The sequence below is a fragment of the Streptococcus mitis genome (assembly GCF_002096855.1).
In the GTDB taxonomy this organism is placed as follows: domain Bacteria; phylum Bacillota; class Bacilli; order Lactobacillales; family Streptococcaceae; genus Streptococcus; species Streptococcus mitis_Y.
Window position 1 is genome coordinate 136713 of sequence record NZ_NCVH01000030.1, and the last position, 18141, is coordinate 154853.

Here is an 18141-nt window from a genome sequence, read left to right on the forward strand (position 1 = left end):
GCGCTATCATAGACTACAGCTTATTAAAATAATGAGGTAAGAAGATGCAAGAAAAATGGTGGCACAATGCCGTAGTCTATCAGGTCTATCCTAAGAGTTTTATGGATAGTAATGGAGATGGAACTGGCGATTTGCCAGGAATTACCAGTAAGTTAGACTATCTAGCCAAGTTAGGAATTACAGCGATTTGGCTTTCTCCAGTTTATGACAGTCCTATGGATGATAATGGCTATGATATTGCTGATTATCAAGCGATTGCAGCTATTTTCGGAACCATGGAGGATATGGACCAACTGATCGCGGAAGCTAAGAAGCGTGATATTCGTATCATCATGGACTTAGTGGTCAATCATACTTCAGATGAGCATGCTTGGTTTGTCGAGGCCTGTGAAAATCCTGATAGCCCTGAACGAGACTACTATATCTGGCGGGATGAACCAAACGATTTGGAGTCTATCTTTAGTGGGTCTGCTTGGGAGTACGATGAAAAGTCAGGTCAGTACTATCTCCACTTTTTCAGCAAGAAGCAACCTGATCTCAACTGGGAAAATGAAAAACTTCGTCAGAAAATTTATGAGATGATGAATTTCTGGATTGATAAAGGCATTGGTGGTTTCCGCATGGATGTCATTGACATGATTGGGAAAATTCCTGACGAGAAAGTAGTCAATAATGGTCCCATGCTCCATCCCTATCTCAAGGAGATGAATCAGGCGACCTTTGGAGATAAGAATCTCTTGACAGTGGGAGAGACCTGGGGAGCAACGCCAGAGATTGCCAAGCTCTACTCGGATCCAAAGGGGCAAGAATTGTCTATGGTCTTCCAGTTTGAACATATCGGTCTTCAGTATCAGGAAGGTCAGCCTAAATGGCACTATCAAAAAGAGCTGAATATCGCTAAGTTAAAAGAAATTTTTAACAAATGGCAGACAGAATTAGGAGTTGAGGACGGTTGGAATTCGCTCTTCTGGAACAATCATGACCTTCCTCGTATCGTCTCAATCTGGGGAAATGACCAGGAATACCGCGAAAAATCTGCCAAAGCCTTTGCAATCTTGCTTCATCTCATGAGAGGAACACCTTATATCTACCAAGGTGAGGAGATTGGGATGACCAACTATCCCTTTGAAACGCTGGACCAAGTAGAAGATATTGAATCCCTCAATTATGCGCGTGAAGCTCTTGAAAAAGGCGTTCCGATGGAAGAAATCATGGACAGTATCCGTGTCATTGGACGTGACAATGCCCGTACCCCTATGCAATGGGACGAGAGCAAAAACGCTGGTTTCTCAACAGGTCAACCTTGGTTGGCAGTCAACCCAAACTATCAAGCAATCAACGTTCAAGAAGCACTGGCAAATCCAGATTCTATTTTCTATACCTATCAGAAACTGGTTCAAATCCGTAAGGAGAATAGCTGGCTGATTCGAGCTGAATTTGAATTGCTTGAAACTGCTGATAAGGTCTTTGCTTATATCCGTAAAGATGGGGACCGTCGTTTCCTAGTTGTGGCTAACTTGTCCAATGAAGAGCAAGACTTGATCGTAGAAGGAAAAGTCAAATCTGTCTTGATTGAAAACACCGTGGCTCAGGAAGTCTTTGAAAAACAAATCTTAGCTCCATGGGATGCTTTCTGTGTGGAATTGACTGACTAAAAAGTAAGGACCTCAAGCTTATAGAGTTTGAGGTTTTTTTGCTAAAAGTTTTTCAGAGAACTCTTTTAAAAATATTTGTTAGAATTTTCTAAAAAATCTCTCAAAAGCTCTTGCATTTATAGAAAAATAGGTTATAATGGTGAAAAAACTATCTTAAAGGAGATTGCCTATGAAATCGAAAAAGTGGCTCTTAGGAGCGGGAGTGACCTTGAGTGCGGCCCTTCTTTTGGCAGCTTGTGGTAAAAGCGAAAAGAATGCGGACGCTCCTAAAACATTTTCTTATGTCTACGCTATGGATCCATCATCTTTGGACTACAGCGTGACGAGCAAGAGCTCAACTTCTGACGTTATAGCAAACGTTGTCGATGGCCTTTTGGAAAATGATAAGTATGGAAACTTAATTCCATCGCTTGCAGAAGACTGGTCCGTTTCTAAAGATGGTTTGACTTACACCTACAAACTTCGTAAGGGTGTAAAATGGTATACTTCTGATGGAGAAGAATACGCTGAAGTTAAGGCCAAAGACTTTGTTACTGGGCTTAAACATGCTGCTGATGGGAAATCAGATGGCCTTTCTTTGATTCAGGATTCTATCAAAGGTTTGGCAGAGTATGTTAGTGGTGAGAGCAATGATTTCTCTACAGTAGGAGTTAAAGCTGTTGATGATTATACGGTAGAATACACGCTCAACAAACCAGAGAGTTTCTGGAACTCTAAGGTCACAACTGCAACCATGCTTCCAGTTAATGAAGAATTTTTGAATTCTAAAGGGAGCGACTACGGTGCACCAACCCCATCAGGTATCCTATATAATGGTCCTTATTTCTTGAAATCATTGACTTCAAAATCAGTCATTGAATATGAAAAGAATCCAAACTACTGGGATAAGGATAATGTCAAGATTGACAATATTAAACTAACCTTCTACGATGGATCAGACCAAGAATCTTTGATTCGTAGCTTTACACAAGGTTCTTATACAACTGCCCGTCTCTTCCCAACAAGCTCAAACTTTGAGTCAACTAAGAAAGAATACGGAGATAAGATTGTCTACAGTCCACAAGAAGCGACAAGCTACTATCTCACTGTTAACGTAAATCGCCAGTCTTACAATAAAACGGCTAAAACGGACGAAGCTCAAAAAACTTCAACAAAAGAAGCTCTTCTCAACAAAAACTTCCGTCAGGCATTGAACTTTGCCCTTGACCGTCACTCTTACACGGCTCAGTTAAATGGTGAAGAAGGTGCGGATAAGATTATTCGTAATAGCCTAGTGCCTCATGATTATGTTCAAGTTGGTGAAAAGACCTTTGGTGAACTGGCTCAAGAGCAGTTGGTTTCTTATGGGGAACAGTGGAAAGATGTAGCTTTGACAGATGGTAAGGATACGATTTATAATCCAGAAAAAGCCAAGGCTACCTTTGCAAAAGCAAAGACAGAATTGCAAGCAAAGGGTGTGACCTTCCCAATTCGTTTGGATATTCCGGTTGAACAAACAGATGTGATTGCTGTCCAGCAAACTAACTCACTTAAGCAATCTATCGAATCAACACTTGGTACTGATAATGTCATTATCGATGTCCTTCAAATGACTGATAATGAAAAAATGAGCATCACGTCTCAAGCTAAGGTTCCAGCACAAAAAGACTATGACTTGAATGGAACTGGTTGGGGCCCGGACTATCAAGACCCAGCTACCTACCTCAACATTCTCGATGCTAAGAAGGGTTCTGCTCTTAAACACTTGGGGATCACTCGTGGAAAAGATCCAGAAGTGATGGCTCAAGTTGGACTGGACGAATACAAGAAACTCTTGGACGATGCCGCAGCTGAAACAAGTGACCTCAATAAGCGTTATGAAAAATACGCTAAAGCTCAAGCTTGGGTATCGGATAGCTCACTTTTAATCCCAGTTGCTTCTTCAGGTGGTTCTCCAACTGTTAGCCGTACTGTACCATTCACAAAAGCATACTCTCAAGTAGGAATCAAGGGAGATCCATTTGTATTCAAAGGATTGGAGTTGCAAAAGGATGTTGTGACAACGAAAGAATATGAAGAAGCTCTCAAGAAATGGCAGAAAGAAAAAATAGAAACAAATGCCAAATACCAAAAAGAGCTTGAAAAACACATTAAATAGTCTATAACAAGACAAGGAAGTTGCAGAGAATCTGTGCTTCCTTTTTTGGTTATGGGATGTTAATCGCTTAGAAACTAGTAACTTTACATTTCTGAATAAATTTGATAAAATATGGCTATGTTATAAAAAGTGACATAAAGGAGTGGAGGATGAACATGAAAAAAAGACTCATCGGAACTGGTCTTGTCCTAGCTACAGGGATTTTACTGACAGCTTGTGGGCAATCTAACACAGACACAAAGACGTATTCGTCAACTTTTAGTGGAAATCCAACAACTTTTAATTATCTTTTAGATTATTATGCAGACAATACATCTATAATTACTAATCTTGTGGATGGTTTGCTAGAAAATGACAGCTATGGAAATCTAACGCCAGCTCTAGCTGAAGATTGGTCAGTTTCGCCAGATGGTTTGACCTATACCTATAAACTCAGAAAAGATGCTAAGTGGTATACTGCTGATGGAGAAGAGTACGCTCCAGTCAAAGCCCAAGACTTTGTCACTGGGATTAAGTATGCTGCGGACAACAAGGGTCAAGCCATGGATCTCATCCAAAACTCTATCAAGGGATTGAATGACTATGTGACAGGTGCGACCAATGACTTCACAACAGTTGGTGTGAAAGCCTTGGATGACTATACGGTTGAGTACACTTTGACTCGACCAGAGCCCTACTGGAACTCAAAGACCACTAATAGTATCCTTTTCCCAGTTAACGAAGAGTTTTTGAAATCAAAGGATAAAGAATTTGGAACCTTGACGCCAAACAGCATCCTTTACAATGGACCTTACTTGTTAAAAGATTTCACATCAAAATCTTCCATCGAGTATGTGAAGAATCCTAACTACTATGATCATGACAAGGTGACCATTGAGAAAGTTAAACTAGCATATTTTGATGGTTCTGATCAGGAGATGACCATTCGAAACTTTGAAAGTGGCGCCTATACGCTTGCGGGAGTCTATCCAAATAGCTCGAGCTATGCCAAGACAAAAGAAAAATATCAAGACAATATTGTTTATAGCTTACAAGACAAAACATCTTGGTACTTTAACTTTAATGTTAACCGTAAAGCTTATAACCATACGGCTAAAACAACAGATGAACAAAAGAAATCAACTCAAATAGCAATTTTAAATAAGAACTTCCGTCAAGCAATCAATTTTGCTATCGATCGTACGGCTTATTCTGCCCAATCTAATGGTCAAGAAGCAGCAAGCAAGACCCTTCGTAATACCCTTGTTCCCCCTACATTTGTGCAGGTGGGGGATAAGAGCTTCGGAGAAGTGGTTTCTTCTAAACTTGTTCAGTACGGAACAGAATGGTCAGGCATTAACTTGGCGGATGCCCAAGACGGATACTTCAACAAGGAAAAGGCCCAAGCAAAATTTGCGGAAGCTAAAAAGGAATTGGAATCAAAAGGGGTGACCTTCCCTATTCATATTGATGTTCCTGTTGATCAAACCAATAAAAACGCGGTTTCTGGTATGAATTCGGTTAAACAGACCTTAGAGACCGTATTTGGGGATGACAATATTGTGGTTGATGTGCAACAATTATCTACGGATGATTTCAGCAATGTTGCATTTCTTGCTCCGAATCCGGCGTCTCGTGATTACGACTTGAACTTTGATGGTTGGGTGGGTGATTACCAAGATCCGTCAACTTATCTTGATCCATTTAATTCAGAAGATGGTTTCTATCTCAAGATTTTTGGTTTGGATGCTAAGGAAAATCAAGAACTGATTAAGAGTTTAGGTCTTGATACCTATACGAAACTTTTAAAAGAGGCAGGTGCGGAAAACAAAGATGTTGCTAAGCGTTATGAAAAATATGCTGAAGCACAAGCTTGGATGATTGATAATTCTCTAATCATGTCTTCGATGTCAAATGGTGGTACAGCCTCTGTCACCAAAGTAACTCCATTTACACGTGCTTACTCTCTAGTGGGTATCAAAGGTGATGGAAATAACTACAAGTACATGAAACTTCAAAAAGACCCTGTTACCAAGAAACAATTTGATGAAGCTAAGGCTAAGTGGGAAGAAGAAAGTAAAAAGGCTATCGAAAAGAGTCAAAAAGAATTTGAAAGTCATATCAAATAAAAAATAAGAACAAGGATACTTTACCATCAGTATCCTTGTTTTTTGTATAAGAGTCCAATTTACAAAATAGGTATAATTTTCAGGTGATTTTAGTAAAGAAAAAGCGATGAAAACGCTGATAAAAAAAGGAATAAATGGAAATTATTTCATGATTGTGATATAATAATTCTGATAATCAACATATAGGGGAAAACTATGAATAAACGTTCAAAAAGAGCCCGTTCGGGTAAAGTTAAGCGGAGTATTAATATAGCCTTATTAACCATTTATGTATTATTGGGTGGTTTTTTGCTGTTTTTGATTTTTAGACATAATATATTGGCGTTTAGATACCTGAATGTTATAACGGCAGCCGTAGTGATTTTGGTCGCTTTAGTGAGTCTGCTTTTGATCATTTATAGAAAAGCAGAAAAATTTACGATTTTCTTTTTAACACTAGCTATTTTAGTGAGTTCAGTTTCTTTCTTTGCACTGCAACAATTTGTCGGCTTTACTAGTCATATCAATTCTACGTCGAATTACTCAGAATACTCAATGAGTGTTGTTGTTCTGAAAGACAGTGAGGTTCATAATGTCACACAACTAGATAGTGTTACAGGGCCTACGGATACAGATAATGAGAATATTCAAAAATTGATAGCTGATATCAAAACTAGTCAGAGCAAAGAATTGACGGTTGAACAAAGCACTTCATATCTTACAGCTTATAAGAGTTTGGTATCAGGTGAAGCAAAAGCGATTGTCTTAAATAGCGTCTTTGAAAATATTATAGAGTCTGAATACCCTGATTACGCATCAAAAATTAGGAAAATCTACACTAAAAATATCACCAAGGAAGTAGCTGCTCCTAAAGTTTCTAAGAACCAATCCTTTAATGTCTATGTAAGCGGAATTGATACTTACGGTCCAATTAGTTCAGTTTCTCGATCGGACGTCAATATTATTATGACAGTTAATCGCGAAACTAAAAAGATTCTCTTGACAACGACACCTCGTGATTCCTACGTTCCAATTGCAGATGGTGGCAACAACCAAAAAGATAAGTTGACCCATGCGGGGATTTATGGAGTAGATGCTTCAATACATACACTGGAAAATCTCTACGGTATTGATTTGAACTACTATGCTCGTTTGAATTTCACTTCTTTCTTGAAATTAATTGATCTTCTCGGTGGAGTTGATGTTTATAATGACCAAGAGTTTACGGCTCATACAAATGGGAAGTTTTATCCCGTAGGAAATGTTCATCTTGATTCGGAGCAAGCTTTAGGATTTGTGCGTGAGCGTTATTCTTTGGCAGATGGAGATCGGGATCGTGGCCGTAACCAGCAGAAGGTCATTGTCGCAATCATTCAGAAATTAACGTCCAGTGAAGCTTTAAAAAATTATAGTGATATTATTCGAGGTCTGCAAGATTCTCTTCAAACAAATATGCCTATCGAAACGATGATGGATTTGGTTAATGCTCAGTTAGGTAGTGGTGGTAGTTATAAAGTCAATTCTCAAGACCTCAAAGGTACAGGTCGAATGGGGCTTCCTTCTTATGCTATGCCAGATAGTAATCTCTATATGATGGAAATCGATGATAGTAGTCTAGCAGCTGCTAAAAGTGCGATACAAGATGTGATGGAGGGAAGATGATATGATTGATATCCACTCTCACATTGTCTTTGATGTAGATGATGGGCCAAAGTCTATAGAAGATAGTAAAGCCCTTTTAAGAGAAGCATATAATCAAGGGGTTCGAATGATTGTTTCGACTTCCCATCGTCGAAAAGGGATGTTTGAGACTCCAGAAGAAAAAATAGCGACGAATTTTTTAAAGGTTCGTGAGATTGCTAAAGAAGTGGCAGATGATTTGGTCATTGCTTATGGAGCAGAGATATACTATACTCCAGATGTTCTAGAAAAACTTGAAAACAAGCGTATTCCTACTCTTAATGATAGTCGTTATGCTTTGATTGAATTTAGTATGAATACACCCTATCGCGATATTCATAGAGGGTTGAGTAATATTTTGATGTTAGGAATTACCCCAGTGATTGCTCACATTGAACGTTATGATGCATTGGAAAACAATGAAAAACGTGTTAGGGAACTGATTGATATGGGATGCTATACGCAAGTAAATAGTTCTCATGTTCTAAAACCTAGGCTCTTTGGTGAAACTTATAAATTTATGAAAAAGAGAGCCCAATATTTTTTGGAGAAAGACTTGGTTCACGTCATTGCAAGTGATATGCATAACTTAGATAGTAGACCTCCTTATATGGAGGAGGCTTATCAGATTATTTCTAAAAAGTATGGTAGAGCCAAGGCCGAAGAGCTATTTGTAGAGAACCCTAGGAAAATTATAATGGATCAAATAATTTAGGAGAAAATATGAAAGAACAAAATACTATGGAAATCGATGTATTTCACCTGTTTAAAATTCTTTGGAAACGAAAAATTCTAATTGCATTGGTAGCAATTGTAGCTGGAGCTTTAGCTTTTGCTTATAGTGCTTTTATCGTTAAACCGGAGTTCACTAGTACTACACGGATTTATGTAGTCAACCGTAATCAGGGAGATAAGCCTGGTTTGACAAACCAAGACTTGCAAGCTGGATCATACTTGGTTAAAGACTATCGTGAAATTATTTTGTCTCAAGATGTTTTGGAAAAAGTTACATCTGATTTGAAATTAGATCTATCACCAAAAGCTTTGGCTAGCAAAATCAAAGTAACCGTACCAGTCGATACCCGTATCGTTTCTATTTCAGTTAATGATAGAGTCCCTGAGGAAGCTAGTCGTATTGCTAACTCATTGAGAGAAGTAGCCGCTGAAAAGATTATCAGTATCACACGCGTTTCTGATGTCACAACACTTGAAGAAGCTCGTCCCGCTATAGCACCATCTTCTCCAAATATTCGTAGAAATACAATTATTGGGCTACTTGGAGGAACAGTCTTTACGGTTATCGCTGTTCTTATCGTTGAACTGGTTGATACACGAGTGAAACGTCCAGAGGATATTGAAGATGTTATGCAAATCGCATTGTTGGGAGTTGTTCCAAATCTGAACAAATTGAAATAGGAGAGAGATATGCCGACATTAGAAATAGCACAGAAAAAATTAGATCTGGCCAAAAAAGCGGAAGAATACTATAATGCCTTACGTACGAATATACAATTGAGTGGAAATAATTTACAAGTGATTTCTATCACCTCTGTAAAACCGGGTGAAGGAAAGTCAACGACTTCTACAAATATTGCTTGGGCATTCGCGCGTGCAGGCTATAAGACCTTGTTAGTAGATGCAGATATTCGGAATTCTGTCATGTCAGGTGTCTTCAAATCACGTGAAAAAATTACTGGATTAACAGAGTTTTTATCTGGGACAACAGATCTATCTCATGGTCTATGTGATACCAATGTTGAAAATCTATTTGTGGTTCAAGCTGGGTCTATCTCACCAAACCCAACTGCTTTATTGCAAAGTGAGAACTTTAGTACTATGATTGATACACTTCGCAAATATTTTGATTATATTATTGTTGATACAGCGCCTATTGGTATCGTTATCGACGCAGCTATTATCACACAAAAATGCGATGCATCTGTTTTAGTTACTGCGGTAGGAGAGGTTAACAGAAAAGATGTTCAGAAGGCTAAAGGCCAATTGGAACAAACGAATAAACCATTCTTAGGAGTTGTATTAAATAAATTTAATACTTCAGCTGAGAAATATGGTTCTTACGGTGAGTATGGTTCTTACGGTAAAAAAATAAGGGATAGACTAAGGAAGTAGTTATGGAAGAGAAAGGGATAAAAATATCTCATAGAATTTAAACTGTTTTAGTTTACTACATGAGAGGGGATTTTAAGTGAAACGGAATAACGTTATCTATATTAGTTTTAAAAGGATTATGGATTTTATTATTGGATTTCTTGGAACTATATTTATAGTACTGCCTTCTTATCTAATTATTTTAATTATTTACAAAATAAAAGGATATAAGGGAAGTATCTTTTTTACACAATATAGAGCAGGTCTTGGAGGGAAAAAATTTAAAATTATTAAATTTAGATCAATGGTTGAAAATGCAGAGGAAATCTTGGAACTTAATGAAGAACTGTATGAAAAATATAAAAAAAATAGCTATAAATTACCTCCAGATGAGGATCCAAGGCTTACAAATATTGGTGATTTCATAAGAAAAACTAGTATTGATGAACTTCCTCAATTTATAAATTTATTGCTAGGTGATATGAGTCTTATTGGACCGAGGCCGATTCTTGATAATGAGTTAGACGAGTATACTGAGGAAGAACGTAGAATTTTATTATCTGTTCGTCCTGGTATCACTGGTATATGGCAAGTTTCAGGTAGAAGTGATGTGTTCTACCCTGAACGCTGTGAAATGGAATTGTATTATCCTAAAAATCAGTCATTTTGGTTGGATATTAAAATTATCTTTTTAACCATAAAACAAGTTTTAACTAGAGAAGGGGCACATTAAGTATAGGGTTTTTGCTATTATGGAATGTGATATTTAGAAAGTGAAATTGAGTACGAATAATATGACTTTGGTATTCGATTTCATTTTTAAAATTAGGAACAGTATTTATTAATTGTTAGTTTGATAATCTTTTTAATTGAAATATTAAATAGAATGTCAATATATGCAAATTACCTTCAATAAATGTAGGAAGTTTAACTGGATTTTAAAATGACAAAAAATTATAAAATTATCGTTGCAACACACAAGAAATTTACAATGCCAGATGATACTGAACTTTATTTACCTATTCATGTTGGTAGTGAAGGAAAAGAGAAATTAGGATACCAATGTGACAATGAAGGGGACAACATTTCGTGTTTGAATCCCTATTATTGTGAATTAACTGGACTTTATTGGGCATGGAAAAACTTAGAATGTGACTATCTTGGATTGGTACATTACCGTCGTTATTTCACATCTAAGAGTCAAGCTTATCGTGAAGAAATCAATATGGATAGCATTATTTTATCTAAATCAGAGGTCGAAAAAATGATGCTGGACTATGATGTTGTTGTTCCCTGTAAAAGAAAATACTATATTGAGACTCTCTATTCTCACTATGCACATACTCATGATGGAGGTCATTTAGATGTCACTCGCCAAATCATTAGTGAATTAAATCCTGATTATATTGATACATTTGATAAAGTGATGAAACAACGTAGTGGCTATATGTTTAACATGTTTATTATGTCAAAAGATAATGTAGCTGCATATTGTGAGTGGTTATTTCCAATTATTAATGAGTTATATAAACGGTTGGATATTACAGGTTATTCGGCTTTTGATGCGAGATTGTTTGGACGTGTAAGCGAACGCTTGTTTAATGTTTGGATTGCGAAACAAGATTTGCGAGTAAAAGAGATACCGTTTATCTATATGGAGAAAATTGACTTGATTCAAAAAGGAAAATCCTTCTTACAAGCAAAATTTTTCGGGAAAAAATATGGACAGAGTTTTTAGATCATGATTTTATTATTACTTACTTTTTTAATTTTTTTAGTCTTCCCAGTTTTATCTTTGTTTTTAAGCATGGTAGGAATAGTAAACGACAGAAGGTTTTCGGTAACTTATTTAGTACTTGCGTGTTTATCGATTTCTATAATAGCTTTGCGTTATATCCCTCATCCATTAGATGATGGAGCGTTTCATTTTAGAGCAACACAAGTACTAACTAATTTTGATAACATTATTTCAATGTTTCAAGCTTTTGCATCAGGATTTAGAGTTGGTAGATATGATTATGGTTCTGTTCCGGTATTTACTTCATTGATGTATTTTGTCAGAAATACTCATCATTATAGTTTGCTTAGTTTTATTTCAGCGTTTGTGACATATTTTAGCTTTGGTTATGTTGTTGTTGATTTGTTTAAGTCCTATAAAAACTACTCTAAGTTAACCTATATTCTGATTCTAATTACAGTTTGTTTGTTAAATAACTATAGATATACCACTAGTGGCATGAGATTTTGTATGGCAATTTCTCTGATAATGTTAATTATGTATTTGGAATCGAAATATAATTATACAAAGAATTGGATGATGCTATGGTACATAGTTCCAATAAGCATTCATTCGGCTGTTGTTTATTTTGTTGCTCTGAGATTCATTTTTTTCTACCTGAAAAAGATTACGCTAGGAAAGAGTTTACTTGTTTTATTGGGTTTTCCAATCATAATAAAATTAACACCAATATTTGCAGAATGGACGGGTATTAGTTTCTTTCAATCTTTTATTAGAAAAATTGATATTTACTCTGATAACGCATCGTATGCAGAGCTCTTTAATACTACTCTAACAGTGAGGTTATATATTGGTGTGGTTCTAATGATTTTATTTTTAATTCAATATTTTGTTTTGAGTAGAACTATTAAAGAGATTGATGATTGGAAAATATCTTTTGTCAAGATGACTTATTATTTAACATTATTATCAATGGGGTCTGTGCCGTTTCGAAATATATATGATAGGAATCTTTTTTTACTCTTGCCAATGATTGTAATTTCTTCATTCATATTGTTTACATATCGAGCGCAGTTGAAAATCTTATCGAATCGTAGCCTAGTTTATGGCCTAGAGCTTAGCTTGCTTAGTATATCGTTTATCACAGGTTTTTTCTATAATAAGAATTTCCCTTTTGATTTTATCGATTATAGTAAAACGGATCTTCTTTTAAAGAACATTTATCAGTTCTTTTCAGACTTGCCTTTTACTTAGGAGGAAAGTATGTCGGATATCAAAATCATTCAAGATAAGATTTTATCTATTTTGAAAGAGTTTATTAATATTTGCGAAGAAAATAACCTAACCTACTATGCTCTAGGGGGAACCTTGCTAGGAGCGGTACGTCATAAAGGTTTCATACCTTGGGATGATGACATCGATATTGGCATGCCAAGAGAAGATTATGAAAAATTTAAAAAAATAGCTTCAAATGTTTTGCCAGAAAACTACAAGTTTTTAAGCGAAGATACATTAAACTATAAAAAAGCTTTCTCTGTGATTCGAGATGATTCTACAAAAATCATCATGAATTATAGTAAAGAAGAATTGGTAGAAAGTTTGTGGATAGACATTTTTCCGCTAGATGGTATGCCATCTAATGCTTTAAAGAAAAAAATTCATTCTTTGAGATACTTGTGCGCAAGGATGATGGTTCAACTCTCGCAATTCAATAGTTTGGTGAATCAGAAAAAAGAAAATCGACCATTCATTGAAAAGATAATTATTGCTTTTGCGAATGCTGTTAGTATTGAGAAGATTATTTCCTTTACCAGGGCACGGAAAAAATATTTGCAAACGATAAAAAAATATTCGTTTGATGAAGCTTACGCAGGAAATTTTACGGGAGCTTACAAATTAAGAGAGATAGTACCGAGTGATTACTTTGGAGAACCAGTCCTATTACAGTTTGAAGATCTTAAACTTTGTTGTCCTTGCAAATACAGAGAATATCTAACAGCCATTTACGGAGCGGATTATATGCAATTGCCACCAGAAGATAAAAGGGCTCTTCACCACTACGAGATTATCTCACTGGGTGAAAATGAAGGGGAAGTGTAGTTTAAAGATGAAAAAAATCGCTTTAGTGAAATGGAGTATTGATAGAACAGATGGAGGACTGAAAGTAGCAACCAGTCTTGCAAATGAGTTATCAACTATGTATGAAGTTCATCTTCTCTCGATGATTTCTACAGAAAACAATTTCTTCTCGCTGAAACAATCGGTTCGATATCAAAATTTATCATCAAAGAAAATATCAATGAGTAAAAATTTTCTCGAAGCGGTCAAGTTATTGAGAAACTATCTGAAAGAAGAGAACATTGATATTGTTTTTGGAATCGGAATGAGTATGAATACAGTTGGTGTAGCAAGCACAATTGGTTTGAGAACAAAATTTGTTTCCTGCGACCATACAAATTCTATAGTAGATATTGATACTAAAGTTAAGAAGATACAAAGATATATTGGAGCGAAATTTGCTGATAAACTCGTGACCCTTACTCAAGAAGACCGTGAAAATTATATAAAAAAATACGGTGTTTCTGATGAAAGAATTTGCTACATCTATAATTGGAAAGAGGCTGCTCTTTCAGAAGTATCCTATAATAAAAAATCAACTAAAATTGTGACGGTTGGCCGTTTTGACTATCAAAAAGGATATGATTATCTTGTTCAAGTCGCGAAAAAAGTGTTAGCGAAAAGGTTTGACTGGACTTGGGAAATCTACGGTTCCGGAAATCAAGACGAAGTGGATAAAATCAGAAATTTAATCAACGAAAATGATTTACAGGATAAGTTAGTCATAAAAGGACTCGAAAAAAATCAGGATTTGATTTATGGAGATAAAGGGATTTATGTCATGACTTCTCGCTATGAAGGTTTACCTCTAGTTCTGCTGGAAGCACAACAATACAATCTTCCTATAGTTAGCTTTAGTTGTCCGACAGGACCGAACGAAATTGTTGAAGATGGAGTTAATGGCTATCTGGTTGAGTGCTATGATACGGACAAGTTGAGCCAAAAATTGCTTGAACTGATGGGAGATGAAGTTTTGAGACAGTCTTTCTCAGAACACGCAAAAGAAAATATGGATAAATTCGATAAAGATAAAATTCTCAAGCAGTGGATTGAACTAATTGAGACGATTTAGGAGATAAGATGAAGGATTGTTTGTTAACAATTGTAATGCCTAGTTATAATATTCAGGACTACGTTTCAAAAGGGCTGGAGTCTTTCCAACAAGTGCAATCAGATTATAAAAATAAATTTGAAGTACTGGTTGTTAACGATGGAAGTACAGACGATACTGCTAAAGTAGCAGAAGAAATATTAGCCCAAGATTCGTTGCTGGATGGCCGTGTCATTACAAAAGAAAACGGTGGTCATGGTTCAACTATCAATCGCGGTATTCAAGAAGCAAAGGGAAAATTTTTTAAAGTAATTGATGGGGATGACTGGGTTATTCCATCAGAATTTGAAAAGTTTTTAGATACTCTTGAAACTGTTGATGTGGATATGGTGATTACAGACTTTACAGAGCAGCATGTCTATAACAATACTACAGTACGAAATGACTTCGTAGACAAGTATGAAATTGGCAAAAAACACATGGGAATTCCGGATGTTCGCATCCCGATGCACTCGGTTACTTATAAGACATCAATCTTGTCGGAAAACAAGATTCGTTTAAGTGAAAAAACATTTTATGTTGATATTCAATACACACTTTTTCCTTTGGAGTATGTTCATAGTTTCAGTTATTGGAATTATGATATTTATCAATACTACATAGGTAGACCAGAGCAAAGTATGAATATCGAGAGTATGAAGCGTAATGTTCGTCACCATTTGACTGTTACAAATTCAGTTCTAGATTATTTTACAAAAATTGAAAGTGAACCCGTTTTAAACCGAGTAGTTTCTGAAACCTTAGTTTATCTCATCAGTTTGCAGGTTGACTTGTCTTGGATGGTTAACGATTCCGAAACACTCTTGAAGGAACTATATAGCAAAATTGAGAAAAGTTCATATGACTATATTCCTACGAAAAAATTTGACAGATTGTCTTACTTAAATTATAGGACTAACTTTGCTTTGGGGATAATTTTTAATCCGATTTTGAAGAAATACTCTGAAAAGAAAGAAAAAGAGAGAGGCATTTAGGATGTTTATCAGCATCGTTGTTCCGGTTTATAATGTTGCAGACTATCTGCATTATGCGATAGAAAGCTTAATTAAACAGACCTATCAAAACTTTGAGATAATCCTTGTAAATGATGGTTCTACAGATGGTTCTCCTCTATTATGCGAAGATTATGCAAAGCAATATGAAAATATCCATGTTTTCCACAAAGAAAATGGTGGGTTATCTGATGCGCGTAACTTTGGAGTATCTAAAGCGAGCTCAGACTGGATTTTCTTTTTAGATCCAGATGATTATCTTGAAGAATATACTCTAGAGTTAATCGTGAAAATTCAGGAAACACATCAAGCAGACTTGATTTCAACAAAGGTTAAAGCTACTTCAAAATATAATGATTATAGTTCCCATCATCTTAAGAAGTCAGATTATGAAAGCTTGAGTGTGATTACAAAAGAAAAGGCTCTACAACTAATGTTGGATGACAAAGTTGCAACGGTTTCTGCCTGTGCAAAACTTTATCGGAAATGCATCTTGGAGCGCGTTCCATTTCCAGTCGGGAAAATCTATGAGGATTTTTATGTTGTAGCAGAACATCTTGCCTTAGCTGAAAGAATCGTGATCAGTCCACTTGAAACCTACAATTACTATCGTAGGGAAGGGAGTATAGTTCGTTCAACATTTACTGAAAAAAGATATGATTTCTTTAAAGCTGTTGCAAAAAATGAGGAAGTTATTAAAAGAGAGTACATTCAGAGCCCAGAATTAAAGCAAGCTTTGCAAGCTAAAAAATTATTAGGTGGCTTTGTAGTAATTGGTGCAAAAGCTGACTCAGGCTTAAAAGATTTTTCAAAAGATAAAGTGTTGTTGAGAGTCGAAATGAGTGACTTATTAAAGAATAGTAAGTTATCATTGAAACTAAAACTAAAATACCTTATTTTTATGCTTAGCCCTGAATTGTATTTGTTGCTACGATAGTATGATACATAGATCCAATTTAATTTGCAACAAGTGTCAAAAAATTGTAGGAAAGAGGAAATATGAAAGAAGCGTTTAGAAGAATTGCCCATTATAAGTATGTTCGTTCACGATTTTCAATGTCACTGATTGATTATAATAGGGCAGGTTGAGATGAAAGTACTAAAAAACTACGCCTACAATCTATCTTACCAACTGTTGGTGATTTTACTCCCGATTATTACGACTCCCTATGTAACACGGGTCTTTTCTTCGGATGATTTAGGGACGTACGGATACTTTAATTCCATTGTCACCTACTTCATCCTCTTAGCGACGCTAGGAGTTGCTAACTATGGGACCAAGGTCATTTCAGGACATCGCAAGGAAATTGAAAAAAACTTTTGGGGGATCTACTCTCTGCAATTAGGTGCAACAGTTATTTCTATGTCCATGTATGCTCTTCTTTGTCTGACTCTTCCTGTTATGAAAAATCCAGTAGCCTACATTCTAGGCTTGAGTTTAGTTTCAAAAGGTTTAGACATTTCCTGGCTCTTTCAAGGGTTGGAAGATTTTCGAAAGATTACTGTTCGAAATATCACGGTCAAGATCGTTGGAGTCATTTCAATCTTCCTCTTTGTTAAATCTGCAAATGACCTATATCTCTATGTTTTTTTGCTAACCATATTTGAACTTTTGGGGCAACTAAGTATGTGGTTACCTGCTCAGGAGCTTATCGGTAAACTGCATTTTGACATAGAATATGCTAGGCATCATGTGAAGCCTGTCATATTATTGTTCCTTCCGCAAGTAGCAATTTCCTTGTATGTTACGCTTGATCGTACCATGCTCGGAGCATTAGCTTCTACAAAAGATGTAGGGATTTATGATCAGGCTCTAAAGTTGGTAAATATACTTCTGACCTTGGTAACTTCCTTGGGAAGCGTTATGTTACCACGCGTCGCTCATTTGTTAGTGACAGGTGATTATAAGGCAGTCAATAAGATGCATGAAATGTCCTTCCTCGTTTATAATTTAGTGATTTTCCCAATGATGGCAGGAATCTTGATTGTCAATGACGATTTTGTTCAGTTTTTCCTTGGTCAAGATTTTCAGGATGCACGTTATGCAATCGCCATTATGATCTTCCGTATGTTCTTTATCGGTTGGACCAATATCATGGGAATTCAGATGCTGATACCTCACAATCAAAATAAAGAATTCATGATTTCAACAACAGCTCCTGCCATTATCAGTGTAGGTTTGAATTTACTATTCCTTCCAAAACTTGGATATATCGGAGCAGCCATTGTTTCTGTATTGACAGAGGCGTTAGTATGGGCGATACAATTATACTTTACTAGCAGATACCTAAAAGAAGTTCCTATTATCGGATCTATGACAAAAATTGTTCTAGCATCAGCTATCATGTACGGTATACTGCTAGGTTCAAAAACAGTTATACATTTTTCACCAACTCTGAATGTTCTAGTCTTTGCAGTGCTTGGTGGAATCATTTATCTTTTTACAATTCTATCTTTGAAAGTGGTAGATGTAAAAGAACTAAAACAAATTATTAAGAAATAATGGAGTTAACT

General features: G+C 36.0%; 15 protein-coding genes. All 15 read left to right on the plus strand.

Going from position 1 to position 18141, the window contains the following annotated elements; genetic code table 11:
• Positions 1-44: 44 nt before the first annotated feature.
• The 15 genes from B7698_RS04725 (at position 45) to B7698_RS04795 (ending at position 18130) form a co-directional block, all read left to right on the plus strand.
• Positions 45-1655 (plus strand): glycoside hydrolase family 13 protein, encoded by a 1611-nt coding sequence (locus B7698_RS04725; protein ID WP_084864803.1) that lies wholly within the window; start codon positions 45-47, stop codon positions 1653-1655.
• Positions 1656-1824: 169 nt separating this feature from the next.
• Positions 1825-3792: a peptide ABC transporter substrate-binding protein gene (locus B7698_RS04730; RefSeq protein WP_084864804.1), complete on the plus strand. Its 1968-nt coding sequence runs from the start codon at positions 1825-1827 to the stop codon at positions 3790-3792.
• A 149-nt stretch (positions 3793-3941) separates the two neighbouring features.
• Positions 3942-5900, plus strand: coding sequence for a peptide ABC transporter substrate-binding protein (locus tag B7698_RS04735; protein WP_084864805.1), 1959 nt, complete (start codon positions 3942-3944; stop codon positions 5898-5900).
• A gap of 195 nt (positions 5901-6095) precedes the next feature.
• Positions 6096-7541 (plus strand): LCP family glycopolymer transferase CpsA, encoded by a 1446-nt coding sequence (cpsA, locus tag B7698_RS04740; RefSeq protein WP_084864806.1) that lies wholly within the window; start codon positions 6096-6098, stop codon positions 7539-7541.
• Position 7542: 1 nt separating this feature from the next.
• Positions 7543-8274, plus strand: coding sequence for a capsular polysaccharide biosynthesis protein Cps4B (gene cps4B / locus B7698_RS04745; protein WP_084864807.1), 732 nt, complete (start codon positions 7543-7545; stop codon positions 8272-8274).
• Between the two features lie 8 nt (positions 8275-8282).
• Positions 8283-8975: a capsular polysaccharide biosynthesis protein CpsC gene (gene cpsC / locus B7698_RS04750; RefSeq protein ID WP_084864808.1), complete on the plus strand. Its 693-nt coding sequence runs from the start codon at positions 8283-8285 to the stop codon at positions 8973-8975.
• Between the two features lie 9 nt (positions 8976-8984).
• Positions 8985-9689: a tyrosine-protein kinase gene (locus B7698_RS04755; RefSeq protein ID WP_084864809.1), complete on the plus strand. Its 705-nt coding sequence runs from the start codon at positions 8985-8987 to the stop codon at positions 9687-9689.
• 118 nt (positions 9690-9807) lie between these two features.
• A complete protein-coding gene (locus tag B7698_RS04760; RefSeq protein WP_082888152.1) occupies positions 9808-10401 on the plus strand; it encodes a sugar transferase in 594 nt (197 codons plus the stop codon).
• Between the two features lie 210 nt (positions 10402-10611).
• On the plus strand, positions 10612-11406 hold the full coding sequence (locus tag B7698_RS04765; protein WP_064276701.1) for a DUF4422 domain-containing protein: 795 nt from the start codon (positions 10612-10614) through the stop codon (positions 11404-11406).
• A gap of 3 nt (positions 11407-11409) precedes the next feature.
• On the plus strand, positions 11410-12660 hold the full coding sequence (locus B7698_RS04770) for an EpsG family protein (protein WP_064276699.1): 1251 nt from the start codon (positions 11410-11412) through the stop codon (positions 12658-12660).
• 9 nt (positions 12661-12669) lie between these two features.
• On the plus strand, positions 12670-13506 hold the full coding sequence (locus B7698_RS04775; RefSeq protein WP_084864810.1) for a LicD family protein: 837 nt from the start codon (positions 12670-12672) through the stop codon (positions 13504-13506).
• A gap of 7 nt (positions 13507-13513) precedes the next feature.
• On the plus strand, positions 13514-14596 hold the full coding sequence (locus tag B7698_RS04780; protein WP_084864811.1) for a glycosyltransferase family 4 protein: 1083 nt from the start codon (positions 13514-13516) through the stop codon (positions 14594-14596).
• Positions 14597-14604: 8 nt separating this feature from the next.
• Entirely contained in the window at positions 14605-15609 is a 1005-nt protein-coding gene (locus B7698_RS04785; protein ID WP_084864812.1) for a glycosyltransferase family 2 protein, read from the plus strand.
• Between the two features lies 1 nt (position 15610).
• A complete protein-coding gene (locus B7698_RS04790) occupies positions 15611-16564 on the plus strand; it encodes a glycosyltransferase family 2 protein (protein WP_064276691.1) in 954 nt (317 codons plus the stop codon).
• A gap of 153 nt (positions 16565-16717) precedes the next feature.
• Entirely contained in the window at positions 16718-18130 is a 1413-nt protein-coding gene (locus B7698_RS04795; RefSeq protein WP_064276689.1) for a flippase, read from the plus strand.
• Positions 18131-18141: the final 11 nt, after the last annotated feature.